The sequence below is a fragment of the Dysgonomonas sp. Marseille-Q5470 genome (assembly GCF_951230145.1).
Lineage (GTDB): Bacteria > Bacteroidota > Bacteroidia > Bacteroidales > Dysgonomonadaceae > Dysgonomonas.
Genome location: NZ_CATNVE010000001.1, coordinates 318,484 through 337,783, shown reverse-complemented (window position 1 = coordinate 337,783; position 19,300 = coordinate 318,484). Strand labels below are relative to the sequence as shown.

Annotated in this window: 10 protein-coding genes; 3 read left to right on the top strand and 7 right to left on the bottom strand. The window is 36.6% G+C overall.

Annotated features, from left to right (window positions below; translation table 11 throughout):
* Positions 1 to 40 precede the first annotated feature (40 nt).
* The 3 genes from uvrA to QOX35_RS01505 form a co-directional block, all read right to left on the bottom strand.
* Positions 41 to 2,833 carry an excinuclease ABC subunit UvrA gene (gene uvrA, locus QOX35_RS01515; protein ID WP_283685502.1) on the bottom strand — a complete coding sequence of 931 codons (2,793 nt, stop codon included), beginning with the start codon at positions 2,831 to 2,833 and terminating at the stop codon, positions 41 to 43.
* 130 nt (positions 2,834 to 2,963) lie between these two features.
* Complete coding sequence (locus QOX35_RS01510) at positions 2,964 to 3,452, bottom strand: DUF5004 domain-containing protein (protein WP_283685501.1); 489 nt, start codon at positions 3,450 to 3,452, stop codon at positions 2,964 to 2,966.
* Positions 3,453 to 3,656: 204 nt separating this feature from the next.
* Positions 3,657 to 4,247 carry a bifunctional nuclease family protein gene (locus tag QOX35_RS01505; RefSeq protein WP_006841702.1) on the bottom strand — a complete coding sequence of 197 codons (591 nt, stop codon included), beginning with the start codon at positions 4,245 to 4,247 and terminating at the stop codon, positions 3,657 to 3,659.
* 220 nt (positions 4,248 to 4,467) lie between these two features.
* On the opposite strand from QOX35_RS01505, the gene QOX35_RS01500 reads away from it, so the two are divergent.
* Positions 4,468 to 6,261, top strand: a complete 1,794-nt coding sequence (locus QOX35_RS01500) for a helix-turn-helix domain-containing protein (RefSeq protein ID WP_283685500.1) — start codon at positions 4,468 to 4,470, stop codon at positions 6,259 to 6,261.
* Positions 6,262 to 6,759: 498 nt separating this feature from the next.
* Here QOX35_RS01500 and QOX35_RS01495 read toward each other — a convergent pair whose 3' ends face one another.
* The 4 genes from QOX35_RS01495 to susR form a co-directional block, all read right to left on the bottom strand.
* A complete protein-coding gene (locus QOX35_RS01495; RefSeq protein WP_283685767.1) occupies positions 6,760 to 8,946 on the bottom strand; it encodes a glycoside hydrolase family 3 C-terminal domain-containing protein in 2,187 nt (728 codons plus the stop codon).
* Between the two features lie 135 nt (positions 8,947 to 9,081).
* Positions 9,082 to 10,536 (bottom strand): endo-1,6-beta-glucanase, encoded by a 1,455-nt coding sequence (locus QOX35_RS01490; RefSeq protein ID WP_283685499.1) that lies wholly within the window; start codon positions 10,534 to 10,536, stop codon positions 9,082 to 9,084.
* 125 nt (positions 10,537 to 10,661) lie between these two features.
* On the bottom strand, positions 10,662 to 12,194 hold the full coding sequence (locus QOX35_RS01485) for a M12 family metallopeptidase (RefSeq protein WP_283685498.1): 1,533 nt from the start codon (positions 12,192 to 12,194) through the stop codon (positions 10,662 to 10,664).
* A 277-nt stretch (positions 12,195 to 12,471) separates the two neighbouring features.
* The gene (gene susR / locus QOX35_RS01480; protein WP_283685497.1) at positions 12,472 to 14,118 is read right to left on the bottom strand and encodes a SusR family glycan utilization regulator; all 1,647 of its coding nucleotides are present in this window, start codon (positions 14,116 to 14,118) and stop codon (positions 12,472 to 12,474) included.
* A 323-nt stretch (positions 14,119 to 14,441) separates the two neighbouring features.
* On the opposite strand from susR, the gene QOX35_RS01475 reads away from it, so the two are divergent.
* Positions 14,442 to 17,660 (top strand): DUF2135 domain-containing protein, encoded by a 3,219-nt coding sequence (locus QOX35_RS01475; protein ID WP_283685496.1) that lies wholly within the window; start codon positions 14,442 to 14,444, stop codon positions 17,658 to 17,660.
* Positions 17,661 to 17,842: 182 nt separating this feature from the next.
* Positions 17,843 to 19,231 carry an alpha-L-fucosidase gene (locus QOX35_RS01470; protein WP_283685495.1) on the top strand — a complete coding sequence of 463 codons (1,389 nt, stop codon included), beginning with the start codon at positions 17,843 to 17,845 and terminating at the stop codon, positions 19,229 to 19,231.
* The last annotated feature ends 69 nt before the right edge of the window (positions 19,232 to 19,300 follow it).

Sequence of the window (19,300 nt, the reverse complement as noted above, 5' to 3'; positions counted from 1 at the left end):
AGCTTATTTACTGTTTCTTTTTTATGGGATATCTGTTTTATTATTGGTTCAATTTTTCTTTCAAGAAGCGGCCTGTATAAGATTCTTTGCATTCAACGACTTGCTCGGGTGTACCTTCGCAAACAATGTTCCCTCCCTCTTTTCCTCCTTCAGGACCAATATCAATGATATGATCTGCATATTTGATTACATCCATGTTATGTTCTATAATAACTATTGTATGCCCTCTTTTAATCATAGAATCGAAGGCTTTCAATAATGTTTTTATATCATGGAAGTGAAGACCTGTAGTTGGCTCGTCAAAAATAAAGAAAGTCGGTTCCGGCTTCTCATCGGCTAAATGGAACGCAAGCTTTACCCGCTGATTTTCTCCTCCTGACAGAGATGAAGAAGACTGACCTAGTTTGACATAACCCAGACCCACGTCTTGTAGCGGTTTCAGGCGTTTTACTATTTTCTTTTCTGTGTTGCCTTTTCCTCCTTCAAAGAATTCGATTGCCTGATCGATTGTCATTTCCAATACCTCATAAATATTTACGCCTCGGTATTGTACATCGAGTATATCCTGTTTAAATCTTCGTCCTTTACATACTTCGCATTCGAGCATCACATCTGCCATGAATTGCATCTCTACCAGAATCTTGCCTTCACCGGCACACTCTTCACACCTTCCCCCCTCTACATTGAAAGAGAAATAGGCCGGAGTAAAATGCATCTGTTTGGCAAGCGGTTGCTCGGCAAAGAGTTTTCGTATTTCATCGTAAGCCTTGATATATGTAACCGGGTTTGAACGAGACGACCGGCCAATCGGGTTTTGATCGACCATTTCGATTTCTTTTATCAAATTCAGATCACCTTCCAGTCCATTATATTGTACGATTTGGTCTCCTTTTCCTTTATAATGACGCTCCAATGCTGTATAGAGCACATCCGTAACCAGCGATGATTTTCCGGAGCCACTCACCCCTGTTATTAAGGTCATTACATTCAAAGGAAACTTTACATTGATATTTTTAAGGTTGTTTTGTCGTGCCCCTTTCACTTCAATGTAATTGTTCCATTTACGGCGAATTTTCGGAACTTCTATTTTCTCTTCTCCATTCAGGTAGCGTACCGTATAGCTGTCAGTATGCTTGCGAAGTCCATCTACATCTCCTTGATATACGACTTCTCCTCCCAGGCGTCCTGCCTTAGGGCCTATGTCTATTATATAGTCTGCTGCACGTATTATTTCTTCATCATGCTCCACTACTACCACTGTATTGCCGATAGCTTTTAGTTCTTGCAGGACGTTAATCAACAGGTCTGTATCTCTCGAATGCAAGCCGATACTTGGCTCATCTAATATATATAACGAGCCCACAAGGCTGCTGCCGAGAGATGTTGCTAAATTGATACGTTGGCTCTCTCCGCCTGACAATGAATTCGAAAGACGGTTCAAGGTAAGATAGCCCAGTCCTACATTAACGAGGTACTGAACTCGTACATTTATATCAGTCAACAGGCGCTTGGCGATTGCAGCGTCTGTTTCGTCCAATTCTAAGTTCTGGAAGAACTCTTGTAATTCTGTAATAGGCATCAGAACCAAATCAGCGATGGTCTTTCCTGCCACTTTTACATACAGAGCTTGAGGTTTTAGCCGTGCTCCTTTACACGAAGGACATGTAGTTTTTCCACGATAGCGAGCCAGCATAACACGATATTGAATCTTGTACTGGTTTTCTTCAACCATCTGAAAAAATGCGTCAATCCCATGCAGTCCTATAGCACCGTGCCACAATAGGTCTTTTTCTTTATCCGATAGTTCAAAGTAAGGTCTGTGTATAGGAAAATCATAGCGGGCTGCAGATTGGATGAACTCCTTTTTCCATTCGCTCATTTTTTCACCTTTCCAGCATACGACAGCATCTTCATAAACAGACAAGCCTTTGTTGGGGATAACCAGATCTTCGTCAATACCCATTACTTTTCCAAATCCTTCGCATACAGGACAAGCACCTACAGGGCTGTTGAAGCTAAACATCAGATCACTGGGTTCTTCAAATTGAATTCCATCAGCTTCGAAATGTTTAGAAAAATTGAACATCTGAATTTTATCACCCGTATAAAAGCGGACGATACAATCCCCTTCTCCTTCGTAAAAAGCTGTTTCTATGGATTCCGAAAAACGACTGATATTGGCAGAATCTTTATCACATGTAAGGCGGTCGATCAGAAGAAGCAGATCATCCGGGTTTAATTCTTTCTTTGACGCTATTAAATCTTCTATTCGCTCAAATTGACCTGAGATTTCAACTCTGGAGAATCCTTCTTTGAGTAATATCTCCAACTGTTCGGTCAGTGTTCTGTCATTCCGAAGGATTATCTTAGTCAATATGGCTAAACGGGTATCTTCGGGGAAGGATAGCATCTTTTCTACAATGTCGCTTACCTGATGCTTTTTCACCACTTCGCCTGATACCGGAGATACGGTCTTTCCGATGCGGGCAAATAATAATCGCAGGTATTCGTATATTTCTGTAGATGTCCCTACCGTTGAGCGGGGATTGCGTGCGCTCACTCGTTGTTCGATGGCTATAGCAGGTGGAATCCCTTTAATATAGTCACTTTCGGGTTTGTTCATCCTGCCAAGAAACTGACGGGCGTATGACGATAGGCTCTCTACATAACGGCGTTGTCCCTCCGCATAGAGTGTATCAAATGCCAAAGAAGATTTTCCTGAACCCGAAACACCTGTGATAACAATAAATTTATTTCGAGGGATTTCGACATCTATATTTTTTAGGTTGTTAACCCTTGCTCCTTTTATGAAAATATTTTTTTCTGCTGCCATAGTTCTAAAAAATGGATACAAAAATACGAAAAATTAAGCGCATATTTATACTCATTACAAACTTTGACATAAAAGGCAAAAGCCATTCTTTTTTAGAGAATGGCTTTTTACAATATTGACAAACAGCTTTTTATTTTGTTATCTTGCTGAATGTATCAACTCGTATGGCTTTCTTGATATCGGCTTTGTCTATTTCCAGTTTTTCCGCAACCTTTTCTTTTACATCTTCCGAAGCAATAATATCAGTGTTTTTATAAGATAATGCTTGTAAACTTTGCTCATGCTTCAGTGTTAGGATATTATCTTTCAATGTATATTTACCTTCTATTTCTACCATTTCCTTGTTCACAGCTATCTTGGCTTTGAATGTGCTGTCGAGTTTGAATGCATATACGTTATTTGCAGCATCATTCATTTCTTTAATAGCAGCTACTACTTTTTCTTTTATCTCCGGCTTAGTAACCTCTACTTCGGCATCCGTTTTTGTATGTTTCCATGTACCGGAAATCACAGATACATCATTACCGTTGTCTTTATTGTCGTCATCGCTACACGACATAGCACCAAAACTAAAAATAGAAGCACACAAAGCTAATCCTAGAATTTTTCTAAGTTTCATAATTTATTTCTTTATAATTAACAAATAATTTTTTACTCAAAGAGTGATATCAACCTCTAAAAAGAAACCTCCGGATTTGTTTCTTTTAAAAAGATGATCGGGACACGCTTTTCGTTGCATAAGCGAATCCTTATAAAGCTTAAAAAAGGTTTAGGTTATGGAAATAATTAGTGTAGCATATTTATTATAAGCTAATTGCGAAAATTACTTAGGGTCATCTTTTTTCTTAAGTAATTCGTCTCGGAGCAAGGATGCCAGTTCGTAGTCTTCTCCGTCAATAGCATCTTTAAGAAGGCTCTCCAATTCTTCTTCGTTTAATAAAGAGTAATCCAGTGCCAAATTATCTTTTTCGTTTTCCGACGCATTATCTTCCGACGTGTTGTCATCAAATACAACCGCCTGTTCTTGCATAATAATTTCGGAGGTATATACCGGTGATTTGGTTCTTAAGGCAATGGCTATTGCGTCTGATGTTCGTGATTCTATTTCTATTATTTCTGTTCCCTGGCGCAGTATCATTTTAGAGAAAAATACACCATCTTCATATTTGTAAATATTCACCTCGAGCAGTAGAATACCAAGCTGTGCCAATAAAGTCTGAAAGAGGTCATGTGTTAATGGACGAGGTGGGATTGAACCCTGTAGTTTGAACGCAATAGATTGGGCTTCGGGTGTGCCTATAACGATCATTAAGCGGCGTAACCCATCTTCTTCAGCCAATACTAGTCCATACGTTCCGGATTGAGACTGGTTGAAAGAAAAGCCAAGCACAGATAGTTTTATTTTGTTTTCCATTTATATTTCAAAATTATATATTTATTTCATTACTTTGATACAAAGCCCCGTTGTTTTAAAACATTTTACTTTCAGAATATCTCTAGATTCTATTTTTTTGAGATTTTCTTATGTTAATAGCAAAATTTATTTTATTTTGCATTGATTTTGGTATATAACAAAATAATAAGACAATAACACAAATTAAGAGGTGCCCTATAAACTTATAAACTACACAAGGATGAGAAGACTATTTCTGATTCTTTTCTTCTTATTAGCAGTATCTACCGTCAATGCTTTTAGCATAGACAGTATATACGTGAAACAATACAACAGAGTGCACTACTTCTGCTCTGATTCTGTTTTCTATAAATTAGCTCATCATGGATTTATTAAAAGCGTGGATGACTTGTCGGATTATTACGAGGATATATTTAATTATCTTCCTTTAGACAAACAGCTTAAGGAAATATCAAGGGTAAGGCAAGATGCAAAGAAGTATAATTCATCAGAGTTGGATATAGAAGCAGACTATATGTATGCTTTAGTTCTACCTGTGGGTGAAAATAATGATATCTCTTACAAAATAGCCAAAATGGAAGAGGTTGTTAAAAAGGCAGAAAGACAAAACAATATGGTAATGAAAATTAGGGCGATGGAAGCCATATTTAATATATACTGGAAGTCTTCTTTATATGCTAAAGCCTTTGCTCAAACTTACGTTATAGACGAACAACTAAAAAATATCACCGGTGAAGAATATCCCGGAAGAGGGTATGCTTATTATCAAATAGGGAGGGCATATTACTTTTTTCGTAACTATGATAAAGCTATCCCATATTTGCGGCAAGCTTTAAAGCCTCCAAAATATTATTTCGATCGTTCCAACTTGTTGGCTCGAAATGCAATTGGCTCGTATTATAATTTGATTGGGAATATAGATTCGTCAGAGTATTATTTCAGATCGGCATATTTTAGTGTAGATAATGTAAAAATGAAGCCGGTTATCGATGCAGTATCGCTTAGTAATATAGGAAAATGTTTGATTAGTAGAGGTAAGCCGGATGATGCAATCCCATATCTTCGTGCCGGACTAAACCGGATGCTCATGGATAATGATTATGAGCTGGCTTCTGATGTTAGTTTAGAATTAGCCAAAAGCTATCTTTTGAAGAATGATTTAAAAAAAACGAAGACCTTAATAGATTCTACTCAGTTATTTATACGAAGAACCGAAAACACAGATCTTTATCAATCATTGTATCCTCTGATGTGTTGTTACTATTCCAAAGTCGGGAATAAAGAGCTGGCACTTGCTTTTTTTGATTCTACGCTGATGATTAATAAATATTTTCAGGATAAGTATAGTAGCTTGATACTTCTAAAGGCTGAACAAGACTTATATGAGACCAAGGCTCGGGTAATGAATGAGGATATGAAAGCCAAGGAGGATGCTTTTAAATACAAAATATTCTATGGAAGCATAATTATACTGATTATTTCGGTTGGACTTATCTTTTCTATCGTATTGTATCACAGAAATAGGATGGCATATAGGGCTTTGGTATATAAAAACCAAGAGTGGGCAAGCGAGATGTTGCCTTATGCTTCTTATGAGTCTGCGGATGTATTACAGGAAGATGACAAATCAGAAGAAAAAGCGATAGAAGAGGAGCAACCTACACAAGAAGATGTTGCTTTGATGAAAGAAGTGCATGAACTAGTTTCGAAAGAAAAGATTTTTAAAAATGCTGATTTGACTTTAGATTTAATGGCTAAACAAATGAGTATAAATAGAAATTATTTATCGAAAGCAATTAACCAAACTACAGGGAAGAATTTTAATACCTATATCAACGAATACAGAGTAAAAGAAGCTATAAAGATTTTATCAAATGAAAAGTCTGATGTCATTTCTATTGATGCTATAGCCTTTGATGTCGGGTTTAATAACCGCACATCTTTTTATCAATCCTTTAAGAAAATAACGGGACTTTCTCCGTCTGACTTTAGAAGTAATAAACCTACTGTATAAGCCTCTAAAGGTCTGTCGAATAATCTTATGTTTGCTTGTAAGTTGTTGTTTATTATGCGTTTATATATCTTGTGGTAAGGAATTATAAATATTAACCAATGTGTTGAATTTATCACTTACCTTTGATATTATTAAATTCCATAACAGAGGTCCCAACCTTAGTTAATTGAATTATTATTCTCAATTACACAACACACTTTACAAAACAAATTCAGTATGAGGGGCAAATCGAAAAAGATTTTGCCCTTTCATTTTTTTAGAGGTAATATGATGCGTTTGTATACATGTGCTTAAGCTTTTTATGTAAATTCCCGACATACTTTGACAATTAGGATTATATGGTAAAATGTGAGGACAATCTGTAAATATTTATAAATACTTATATTTATTGTGCTTATTACTAGTGTTTTATTTGATGGAAGCTTTTACATGCTTTTATACAAAAAGAAAAAAGCACAGATCTTTTGACCTGTGCTTTTCTGTCGTTATGTAAGAATTTTATTTTAGTTTAAATCCTACCTTCGATTTTATATCTGTTGAAGATGCACCGATGATTGCTTCAAAGTCACCATTTTCGGCAACCCAGTCATGTTTATCCGCATCAAAGAAGCTTAGGGCTGACTTGTCAATCGTGAAAGTCACCGTTTTTTCTTCACCTGCTTTCAGGTTTATTTTTTCAAAACCTTTCAACTCTTTTACAGGGCGGGGAAGAGATGATTTCAGATCGCTTATATACAACTGAACTATTTCTGCACCGTCTCTGCTTCCTGTATTTTTTACATTTACAGAGAATGTGATTTTTCCATCTGCTGTCATTTCTTTCTTATCGGCAGATACTTTTCCGTACTCGAAAGTAGTATAGCTAAGTCCGTGTCCGAAAGAGAATAAAGGGTTGATTTTTTCTTTATCGATCCAACGGTATCCCACGAAGATACTTTCTTTATAAGTAGCTTCTTTGTTCACACCCGGATAGTCGCCTAGCTTATGAGCTCCGTTGTCTTCGAGCTTCACAGGGAATGTGAAAGGCAGTTTTCCCGAAGGGTTTGCATCACCTGTAAGAATTGAAGCCAAAGCCGTACCTGATTCAGTACCGTTATACCATGTTTGAACAATAGCCGGAACTTCGTTTATCCAAGGCATTGCTACAGCATTACCCGAAATATTCACAACAACAAAGTTTTTGTTTGCCTTTGCCAGCTCTGAAATTACCTTATCCTGACCATAAGAGAGACTCAATGATTCGCGGTCATTGCCTTCACTATCCTGTCTGTCACTTTTGTTTAATCCTCCGATAAATATAACCAGATCAACGTTCTTGGCAAGGCTTGTTGCTTCTGCTATCAGTTCGCTTGCTGAGCGTGAGTCGTGAAGGTCTCTCTTTAGCTTTACGCCGTTGTATTCGCTTGTAGGGTCACCTACATAGCCACGAGCATATATAACTTCCGCTTGTGTTCTCACACGATTGATTATTCCGTCCAGCGGAGAAATTTCATATTTAGCTTTTAATGAAGAGCTGCCTCCTCCTACTGTCATTGGCTTAATTGCGTTTTCTCCAACTACGAGTATTTTTTTCGTTTTATTCAGGTCGATTGGTAATACCCCGTTGTTGTTCTTCAACAATACAATTCCTTCTTCTGCTATTTTGCGTCCTGCCGCTGCATGCTCAGGTGTTCCGAAAGAGCCCCAAGGACGTTTTGTGTTCATTGTAGTACGGAATGCAAGACGAAGAATATTGCGAACTTTTTTGTCTACTTCTTCTACCTTTACTTCTCCCGATTGTAATAGTTTCAAGAATGGTTTTGCCAGGTAATAATTGTCATAGGCATTGCTTGCCCCTTCGCTTAGTCCATCAGTCCACGAACCGAATTCCATATCCAGACCATGATAAATAGCTTCCTTTGTGCTGTTTACTCCACCCCAGTCGGATACAACCACTCCATCAAAGCCCCATTCTCCTCGTAAAATGTCATTCAGTAAATATTGGTTGTGGCAAGCCCATTGTCCTTTATATCTGTTGTATGCACCCATTATAGCCCAAGCTTTTCCTTCTTGCACAGCCGCTTTGAAAGCCGGAAGGTATATCTCGTATAGTGCACGATCATCTACATTTACATTTACTGTATGACGATCTATCTCCTGATTGTTGAGAGCATAATGTTTTACACATGCTGCTACTCCATTGGCCTGTACTCCCTGTATATAAGGCACTACCATATGCGAAGCCAGATAAGGATCTTCTCCCATATACTCGAAGTTTCTTCCATTGAGTGGCGTACGGTAGATATTTACTCCCGGACCAAGTAGTATATTCTTGTTACGATATCGAGCTTCTTCTCCGATGCTTTTTCCATACAGCGCAGACATATCTTTACTCCATGTTGCAGCCAGACATGTAAGAGCCGGAAAAGCGATACACGAATCGTTAGTCCATCCGGCCTGATCCCACTCATCCCACAAAACTTCGGGGCGAATACCGTGAGGACCATCTGTTGCCCAATTCTCAGGAATGCCTAAACGGGGAACTCCTGCCGAACTGAATTTAGATTGTGCATGGCACATGGCTACTTTTTCTTCCAGAGTCATTCTGGAAAGCGCATCTTCAACTCGTTGTTCAATAGGTTTTGTTTCATCTAAATAGATAGGCGTTTTGTTTTGCCCTATCATATTTAAGCTTATAGCTCCCATGATTAGGATGCCTAACAGCGTTTTTCCTCTTTTCAGCATAAGTATGTAATTAATAATTTAGTATTTTCTTCTTTTTGCAAAAATTGGTCGCAAATATAATCTTTTTATTATTCAGCTTTTAATATTTGAACCGATTCATTTCCAAATGCATGAAATTACAGAACTCGCCGGTACGTTGTAGCTGAATGATTTGTTCCCAAGTTGTACTGTAACAGTGTGCTGTGCAGGGGTGTCATTTAGCAATACGATAGAATAGGTTTTGTCGGGATTTTCAAATGCCGAATAATAGATCCCTTCTACTGTTTGTCCTTCCGACTTAATGCGATGGCTACCCGGTTTTATAACTTTTGACAGATGAGCCATTGTATAGTAATGACTATTTTTGTCTGTTGTTTTATAATCGTTAGAGTCTATCGTGATGCAACCCAAACAAATATCACATCCGCCCGGACGGTCGGGGCCATGCTTGTCGTCAAGCATATAGTTCCACATGATAACAGCTTTGTTATAGTTGTTGATCGTACCGATACAAACCTCACGCATGTTCCACATCAAGTCTTTTGCAAATGAATATCCTTCACCCCAAAGCCCGATTGACATTTCTGTGAAATATAAATTCTTGTCAGGACGGCTGTTGTGAATCTTCAGCAACTCCTCTTTATCACCTCCATAGGCATGAAAAGCAGCACCATCGATATATTTTGCAGCATCCGCGTCTTCATATATTTTCAATGGATATTGTTTCTGATCGAAGTTTTCGGCTTTATCTTCATCGTAGTTGTAATTATGATCATACACCAATATTTTAGTTTTTATGCCTGCTTTTTCAAATGCAGGGCCTAATGCAGATTTTACAAAATCTCGTTGTTCCTGCCAAGTCATATATAGAGACATGGAATTACCTCTGTTCAACGGCTCATTTTGTATTGTTACAGCATCTATCTTGAAGCCTTCTGCTTCCATTGCCTGAATATATTTTACAAAGTAGGCAGCATAATCCTGATAATATTTAGGATTTAACTGTCCGCTTGTCCAAGAGTCGAAAGGTTTTAGTTCTTGCAGGTTGTTTACCTTCATCCATTTAGGGCAAGACCAAGGTGAGGCCATAATTTTCACATCCGGATTAATTGCCTTTATTTCTTTCAGAATTGGAAACAGATCGCGTTTGTCATATTCATGCATAGCGAAATTTTCTATTCCCGGTTTGTCACAATATGTGTATTCGTCTAACGAAAAGTCCGAAGCCCCCAGTGATATACGGATATAGCTGTATCCGTACCCATTCACCGGATCGAATGTTTCTTTCAGTAGTGTAGTTCTGTCCTCGGCTGTCATCTTTAAAAGATTATAACAACTTGACCCGGTTATGGCTGCACCAAAACCGTCCATTTCCTGATATTTCTCTTCAGGATATAGTGTTATTATATTGTCAGTAGCTTTTGTGTCTGATTTAGCAGAAAACGCTACCGAGTCTTTTTGCATTGTCTTTTCTTTATCTGCCGTAGTAGTGTATATCTCTACATACTCCTTCTTCTCGGTACAAGAGAATAGGATAGAACAGAAAAGCGCTGCGTAAACAATTTTTTTCATGAGCATTTAAATTATTCAAATTTCAAAAAGGAGTCTGCATAGAATGAATTCTATACAGACTCCACCAAACAATCTTATTTCAATATGTAACTTCTTTTAATGGACAGCATAAAATTGAGAGTAATTTATATTCTAATGACTGCTAAGTTAGTGTTCGCTAAGTCCTTCAGCTTACATGTAACGATTAATTCGGTACTACCTACACCTCCGGATGTCAACTTGACATCGGCTATTTGTGGTCTAAACTCTATCAAAGGATAAGGTAATGATATGAATAACCTGACTGTCGCATCTTCTGAATTAGAGACTAGATCTGGATCATTCGGTCTCAAATGAGTAGCTATAACGCGTCCACCTGTTAAAGACCAAGGTTTAGAAGATGAGTTTGCAATCTTTCCATTTACTTCAACTTTAATATGGGCGGTACCACTTCCTGACCCTTTAGAATTTGAGGTAAGAAAAGCAACCTCAAGATTATTTGGTGCTGTATCTTGAATTACTTTAATGAAGATTTTTTGATTTGTAACTCGATGATTTAGAACAATATTTGCCTCTCTCTTATATATGGTCCTATTCTCATCTACCTGATAAGTAAGCTGCACCAACCCTAAAGCTGAATAACTTTGAGGTAAAGGTTTTATACTTGATACTCTAACCCAGTTGGCGGAATTAGTTGAAACATAGAAATCGGTAGAAATGGCATTCTCATATCTAGATATAAATTGTAAATTGTAAACCCCACCCTTAACATCATAAACTTTCTCAACAAATGAGTTTGGAGATATTTTTGATTTGTATAAATAACTGTTTACAGCATTTATATCTCCAATTGACAGACTGTCTCTCTGAGCATTGAATATTTGTCCATTTTTTTTTACAATTGTGGGACTACCGTTTCTAGAAGCAGCATAAGAACCATACAACATGATAGAATTAAAATCAAATGGGCCGTAAGGACGGCTTCTGTCAAACCAATTGATAAAGTTATGTAGCTTATTGAGTTTAATATTACTCCAGTTGATCTCTATATACTTACCTCTATCGTTTCGTGTATGTTCATGGAATAATCCTATGGCATGTCCTATTTCGTGGATTGCATTGCCTGCACTTGCCCACGATGCTATTTTTATCTGCTGTCTCCCACCTTGTCTTCCAATGCGAGAGTTTGTATCGTTTGAAGTAGGTATAAATTCAATATAGTCTCCTATTTTAGAATTTATAAATCTGAGATTTGTTTTCTTCTCCCATTCTTCTATAGCATCATAGATTCTTTTAGGATTAGGAAACCCATCTTTTATTGTATAATAAACTATACCATTTGGCCATTGTCGTTTTTCACGAGTATGGACATTTGATTTTGTGAGGGTATCACCTTTTAAAGTGCTTTCGTTTATCATATCTTGTATATCTTCTTCTGTTAAGAAAATATCTCCTTGGAATAAATAACCACCAAGAACCTCTTCTACTTCCAGACCATTCCCAAAATCGATAATTCGACCTCCTTCAGATGAGTCTTCTATTTCTGTGGTAATGGAACTTGTACTTTTCGTATAGGCATCAGAGTTTGATTTAGTATTTTCCGGATTAGTGTCAATACTATCTGTGCAACTTGAAAGAAACATGATAAAACTTATAAATACATAATAACGCAATTTCATAATAATTTAGATTTAAATTAATCAAAAAGCTTTCATCTTGTATATAATATGCCTTTGCTTATTATATATAAGATAAGACCTAGCATAACATAGGTCAGAGTTTATTTTATTGAAAAATATTAACTATATATAGTTTTATAAATCTAGATAATTAAATGACTACAACTTTTCTTTGAGTCAAAAAAGTAGTGCGGGTTAACTTATATGTGTCTATTTATTAGTTTGTTATTTGTTTTTGTCTATAGTTAAAAAGTAGTCATTTTGAAGTGTTTTTGGGTTATCTGTTTTTCTGTATTATGCCAATTCTCATCACTAAGTTTTCAAACTCGTCACGCGATACAGCCGCTTTATTGCGGGCTTTGGTGCGGTAGTTATAGATGGTGCTCAATGAATAGCGAAGGAAGCTTGCAATCTTTACACTATCTGTTATTCCTAAACGGATCAGGGCAAATATCCGCAATTCGGTATTGAGTAATTCTCCGGGCTTAAGAACTATCTGTTCTTCGCTTATAAGAAGGGTATTGAAGTCTTCTACAAATGTGGGATAAAGACTTAAGAATATATTATCAAAATTTTTATATAATTCTTCCAGCTCATTATCAACAAAGGCTGTTGACTTTAGTGTTTTGAACAAATCATCCAACTGATTATTCGCCGCCTTCTTGTTTAGAGACTTGCGATAATCTTCTAATTTGGTGATATATGTTGAGCACAAATCGAAGAAATGCGCAATATATTCCTCTTTTATATGATTTGATTCAGATAGCTGAATATTTACCTCTTTGAGTTGCTTGTTGGTGTCCGTAATTCCCTGATTCAAGTCGATCAGCTTTACATTCGCTCGATACAATTCTTTCCTTATTCGTGAAACTCTCTTCATTTGTTTGTAGACGTATATCACAGCAACGATAAGGAATACAGTAAGAATACTAATAAGTATAAGGTATAATTGTAGTTTACTTTTTTGTTTTGCCTCTTTCGCCTGATAGGCTGTATTGATAATTGAGTAAAACTCTGAAATGCCTATTGTCCTGAATCTTACATTGCAAAAAACAGCATCGTCGATAGATGACTTTGTAAATTTATAAGCCTGATCTATGTCCCCTTCTTCATAGTAAACCAACGCCAGACTTTGCAAGGAGGCGTTATCTTTTATTGAGTTTTTAATATCCGATAGGGCTGAAAGAGCAAAATATTTTTTTTGCAGGTCTTGCTTCTTTTTATTCTCATAGACTTTACCCAATAGATATGCCACAAAAGCATAATCCGGGTCATCTTCCGGTATTTCATCCATGAGTTTTAGCAGACGGTTTTCGGCAATTTCTATTTGTCCTTGATAGAATATTTTCTCGGCATATGTTATCCGATACCTCACAGAACTAGAGTCTAAAGCTGTGAGCAATGAGTCTCTATAAGCTTCATTTATCTGAAAATAAGCGTGTCTGTCATTGCTTTGCGCATAATGTCCGTAAAACTGACTATTGGATTCAAAGTAAAGTGGAACTAATTTTTCGGATAATGATTTTCTGTCAATATGATTTAATATATCTTTTGCTTCGAGGTACATGCCTGTTGCAGAGTATAATAGCGACAAGTTTAGATTGGTTTCGTTGATAACGTCCATGCTATTTAACTTCTTCGCTATATCTTGATTCTTTTCCATATAGTAAACCGCCGAATCCATTCTGTATTTCCTGTATTCTTTCGACAGTTTGAAATTTATATCATATTCTTGTGCAAGAGAGAGATCTGATATGTGTAAGAGCTGTTTAAGGCTATTTATCTTTTGCTCTTTCTTTTCATCATAGTATTTTTTGTTATTTATTGCTTTATTCAGTTCATTAATATAACTGTTCCCTATATCGTTTGCAGATACGATAGTAGCAAGAGAATATAAAAATAGGATGATTGGGAGTTTTCTCATATCATAAAGAGCTTATGAAACAGGATCAGACTTTTTTACTTAATAGTGCGAAGTTAATCAAAAAAATGTATCAATATATTTTATTTAATTTTTTCATTTATTCAAAAAAGATAAAAATTATGAGCTATAAGTACAAATAAGAATTTGTTTGCATCTTTTTTATCCCGAATAAGTAAGCATGACAGGATATTATAGTATTATATCGACTATAGATTGACTTTGTTTGCGAATTATTATGTAATATTATAGGGGCATTTAGTTTAAGATTTGTCTATTGATAAAACGATATTCTGACTATGAAAACAAATAAATATCTGAACACTATGAAAAAGTATCTCTTGTTAATCACTTTTATATGGATAGGCATCTATTGTTTAGCCCAACAGGTAAATCCCGGTAGTCCTACAATACAAGTGAAGGATCTGCAAGCAACCGAATTGCCGATTCGTATATCGAACGTAAACATAGATATAAAAGTAGTAGGTCCACTTGCTGTTACTACAGTTGAAATGACTCTCTATAATCCCAATAAACGTGTATTGGAAGGCGAATTACAATTTCCCTTGGCAGAAGGACAAAATATTTCGCGGTTTGCTCTCGATATAAATGGAAAGCTCAGAGAAGGAGTCGTTGTAGAGAAAGCTAAAGGGCAGGAAGTGTTTGAATCGATAGTCAGACGAGGGGTAGACCCCGGATTGTTGGAAAAAACAAAGGGAAATAATTTTAAAACGAGGGTATATCCTTTGTTTGCCCGAGGGACAAGAAAGGTTGTGATTGCTTATGAACAAGAATTGCCGAAAACAGGTGATAATTATCGTTTCTTTCTTCCCGTAGAATACGGAAATAACGAGCTTGATAAATTTAATCTTCATATTACAGTATTTGGAAAAGAAACCCAACCAAAAATAGATAAAACACCTTGGGGAGGCTTTACTTTTAGTAATGAGGGAGATGTTTATCAGGCATCTTATTCTGCTCAAAAGTATAAAGGAAAAGGACAACTCGTGTTTTCTGTTCCTGTAAAAAACGATGCTCTTACTTTTCTTGAAAAAGGTATTATTAGCGGTGAAACTATTTTTTATTCTCAGGTTTTCCCCCCGCTGAAAGAACAATCTCGAGAGGTGCCAAAGCGTATTGCCTTGTATTGGGATGCGTCATCGTCGATGGATAGACGGAACTTTGATTTGGAGGCTAATATGTTATCCGGCTATTTTAAAGAAATAGGAAATGTTACTGTAGATCTTCATACTTTTAACTGTTTTCTGGGTAAGGCTCAGACTTTCAATATTCGGAATGGAAATTGGAACGCCCTTAGAGAAACATTAGAGAAGGTTTCTCATGATGGAGCTACTCGGTTAGGAGCTTTGGATTTTGCAGATGTGAGTGCGGATGAGATATTTTTATTCTCTGACGGGTTAAGCAACTTTGGAGAACAGATACAACAGATAGGTGGTACACCAATCTCTGTCGTTTGTTCTTCTTTAAGTGCAGACCATAGTCTGTTGAAGTACTTGGCAACTGCCAGCGGAGGAAAATATATAAATCTTTTACAACAGGCTCCGTCTGATGCCGTAAAGTTACTGTTGAATCAAAACTTCAGACTGATATCCGCTCTCTATAATAAAAAAGAAATTAGTGACTTTACAGCGTCAACTCTTATTCTAAATTCCGAATCGGGGTTTTCGGTAACAGGAAAATTGAAAGTCGCAAAAGCTTCTATTACTCTTAATTTTGGAATAGGTGATAAAATTACATATACAAAAACTCTAACTATAGATTCCCGAGATGTGGCTAATTATGGAAATATAGTAGAGCGAGTGTGGGCTGAAAAGAAAATAACTCAGCTGGATATGTTATTTGATAGAAATAAGGAAGAAATCGAAGAACTTGGAAAGAGATATAATATTGTTACTCGTAATACATCATTGATTGTTCTCGAAAATCTTTCTGATTATATACAATACAGGATTGTGCCTCCAGCCGAATTGCTTGAAGAGTATAATAAGAGTGTAATGCAGATAGAAAACGATGAAAAAGCAGCCAGAGAAAGACAAATAAACGGAGTAATCTCCCTTTTTAACGGTAGGAAAACATGGTTCGAAAAAGATTTTACTCAACAACCTGAAAAAGTAGTATCTAAGACGCGCTCAATAGCCTCCCCTTTTCTAAATGTTCAAAGTGGCTCGGTGAGAGGTGTTGTTGTAGATTCTTCCGGTGTGCCTATTATAGGTGCTACGGTAATAGTACAAGGAACAGATACCGGATCAATAACCGATCTAGATGGAAAATATTCTATTAATGCACGGAATGGGGATATATTGGTATTTAAATTTATTGGGTATGAGCCGAAGGCCGTAAAAATAGAGAACAATGTTGCAAATGCTATTCTTGAAGATAGCCAGATGATGCTCGAAGAGGTAGTAGTAGGTTATGGTATAGAAAGAAGAGTAGATGTGACAGGCTCTGTAAGTACTGTCTCTGCAGATGAGCTACAGTCACTCTCTAACGCTTTGCAAGGCAGGATGCAAGGTGTTCAAATAACAGAGGACACAGGAGCAGGCAATGAAATAGGGATAGAGAATACTGAAAACGGAATTTCCAACCAAGGATATCAAAGTGAAGATGTGAAAGCTGCAATAGAACTAAAAACGTGGAAATCGAATGCTCCATATATAGCCAAATTAAAATCGAAATCGGATGAAGATTTATATCCGGCCTATCTGGCTATTAAGGAGGAATATAAAACAACGCCTTCTTTCTTCTTAGAAGTAGCTTCGTTGTTTGAAGAAAGAGGGTTGAAAGAAAAAGCCTTAATAATTCTATCAAATCTGGCAGAGTTGGAAGCAGAAAATTATAGACTATTACGAGTCTTGGGTTATCGCCTGAAACAGCTTGGCTATAATGAGTATGCCATAGAACAATTTAAGACAGTATTAAGGCTACGCCCTGAGGAACCTCAATCTTATCGAGATTTAGGTTTGGCTTATGCTCAGAATAATCAATATCAAGAGGCTGTAGATATGTTGTACAAAATAGTAGAAGGAAGTTGGGATGATAGATTTCCTGAAATAGAGGTGATTGCCGTTGAAGAAATGAATCAGGTGATTGCTGAAGCAAATCGTAAAAAAGTGACGTTGAATTTATTGAATGTAGATGAAAGATTGATATATAGCATGCCTATGGATATACGCGTAGTTCTCAATTGGGATACAGATGATAGCGATATGGATTTGTGGGTAACAGACCCTTATGGTGAAAAGTGCTATTATAAATATAGGTTTACTAAAACAGGTGGTCTTATGTCATGTGATTTTACCGGAGGATATGGGCCAGAAGAGTTTATGATAAGAAAAGCCGTCAAAGGAAAATACATGATTCAGGCAAATTATTATGGTTCACAAGAGCAAACCGTTATAGGACCAACTACAGTTTATTTGGATATCTACACATATTATGCAACGGGTGAGGAAAAGAAGAAGACAATTACTTTACGTTTGTCTCAGAATAAAGAGGTGATAAATGTAGGAGAAGTTGAGTTTTGAAGATACATGTTATAGTTTATAACATATATATTGTTTTGAAGGGGGTGGAGATTATGATTCTAAGATGAGTCTTCCTCCCTTCATTAATGAAATAAATAATTACATATATTTTCTATATTATTTTCTATTTCATCCTTCTCCAAAATACTTATATTCGCATAAATTAAAACCCTTTATTTATTATGAAAAAATGCCCATTATTAATTCTTAGCCTGTTTTTTATTTTGTCCGGCTATTCTCAAGTAAAATCATTACCCGATCTCCAGCAAGAGTTTATAAACCTGCGTTTTGGAATGTTTATCCATTTCAATATCCCTACCTTTATGAGTGATGATTGGGCCGACCCTGATGCTTCGCCCTCAATTTTTAATCCTCAAAAGTTAGACTGTAATCAATGGGCCAAAACAGCAAAAGAAGCCAACATGACTTATGGATGCCTTACCACCAAACATCATAGTGGCTTTTGCATTTGGGATACCAAGACTACAGACTATAACGTGATGAATAGCCCATTGAAGCGCGATGTTGTAAAGGAATACGTAGATGCTTTCAGAAAAGAGGGTCTGGGGGTAATGTTGTATTACTCCATCCTGGATACACATCATAAATTACGTCCGGGCTTTATTAGCCCTAAGCATATAGATATGATAAAGGCTCAGTTGACAGAACTCCTTACCAACTATGGCGAAATAAAAGCCCTGATAATCGACGGGTGGGATGCTCCTTGGTCACGCATTTCTTACGACGAAATACCTTTCGAAGATATATACTATCTGATCAAGTCTTTGCAACCCAATTGCCTTGTGATGGATCTGAATGCAGCAAAGTATCCTACTCAGGCGTTATTTTATACAGATATAAAATCGTATGAACAAGGTGCTGGTCAGCATATTTCTAAAGACAGCAATTCTCTGCCGGCTCTGTCTTGTCTGCCAATAAATTCGGCTTGGTTTTGGAAAGAAGATTTTCCTAAAACGCCAGTAAAAGATCCGGTGAAATTGGTTAATGACAATATAATCCCATTCAATAAGGTCTATTGCAACTTTATTCTTAATGCTGCTCCGAACAGGGATGGATTGATAGACGATAATGCTGTTGCCGCTTTTCGCCGGATAGGTAAATTGTGGAAAAATGAAGGAGCATTAAATAACTTGCCCAAAAATGAAGCTCCGATTATCTCTTCGAATATAGCAAAGTTTAAGCCGGCAAATTCGAGTTGGAGCTGGGATATGCAGCTCATGGATTTTGCGAATGATGATAATTTCAAAACAGGATGGGAGTCAAATCCATTGGTAAGCAAACCATGGCTGGAAATAGAGCTAGGTAACAATGAACAGCCATTCAATATGATTACAATAACTGAGAAAAATAACAATAACGATATACAATCTTATAAATTGGAATACCTCCATAATGGAAAATGGCAGACTATTTTTTCAGGCACAAAATCGGATGTCATTAAAATAAATAGGTTTGATAAGGTATGGGGAAATAAAGTTCGCATATCAATAGAGGAATCTAAGGGCTCTCCAACTATAGCAGAATTTGGAGTTTATAACGAACGAAGATAAATTGAAAAAGAGGAGATTTCTTAAAAATCTCCTCTTTTTTTTATTTCTAGATTTTCGATAAAGTAGGTG

Coding starts and splice junctions, on each gene's coding strand:
- QOX35_RS01490 (WP_283685499.1), bottom strand. CDS start 10,536: ATGAAAAAAATTGTTTACGCAGCGCTTTTCTGTTCTATCCTATTCTCT.
- QOX35_RS01505 (WP_006841702.1), bottom strand. CDS start 4,247: ATGGAAAACAAAATAAAACTATCTGTGCTTGGCTTTTCTTTCAACCAG.
- QOX35_RS01510 (WP_283685501.1), bottom strand. CDS start 3,452: ATGAAACTTAGAAAAATTCTAGGATTAGCTTTGTGTGCTTCTATTTTT.
- QOX35_RS01485 (WP_283685498.1), bottom strand. CDS start 12,194: ATGAAATTGCGTTATTATGTATTTATAAGTTTTATCATGTTTCTTTCA.
- uvrA (WP_283685502.1), bottom strand. CDS start 2,833: ATGGCAGCAGAAAAAAATATTTTCATAAAAGGAGCAAGGGTTAACAAC.
- QOX35_RS01500 (WP_283685500.1), top strand. CDS start 4,468: ATGAGAAGACTATTTCTGATTCTTTTCTTCTTATTAGCAGTATCTACC.
- susR (WP_283685497.1), bottom strand. CDS start 14,118: ATGAGAAAACTCCCAATCATCCTATTTTTATATTCTCTTGCTACTATC.
- QOX35_RS01495 (WP_283685767.1), bottom strand. CDS start 8,946: ATGGGAGCTATAAGCTTAAATATGATAGGGCAAAACAAAACGCCTATC.
- QOX35_RS01470 (WP_283685495.1), top strand. CDS start 17,843: ATGAAAAAATGCCCATTATTAATTCTTAGCCTGTTTTTTATTTTGTCC.
- QOX35_RS01475 (WP_283685496.1), top strand. CDS start 14,442: ATGAAAAAGTATCTCTTGTTAATCACTTTTATATGGATAGGCATCTAT.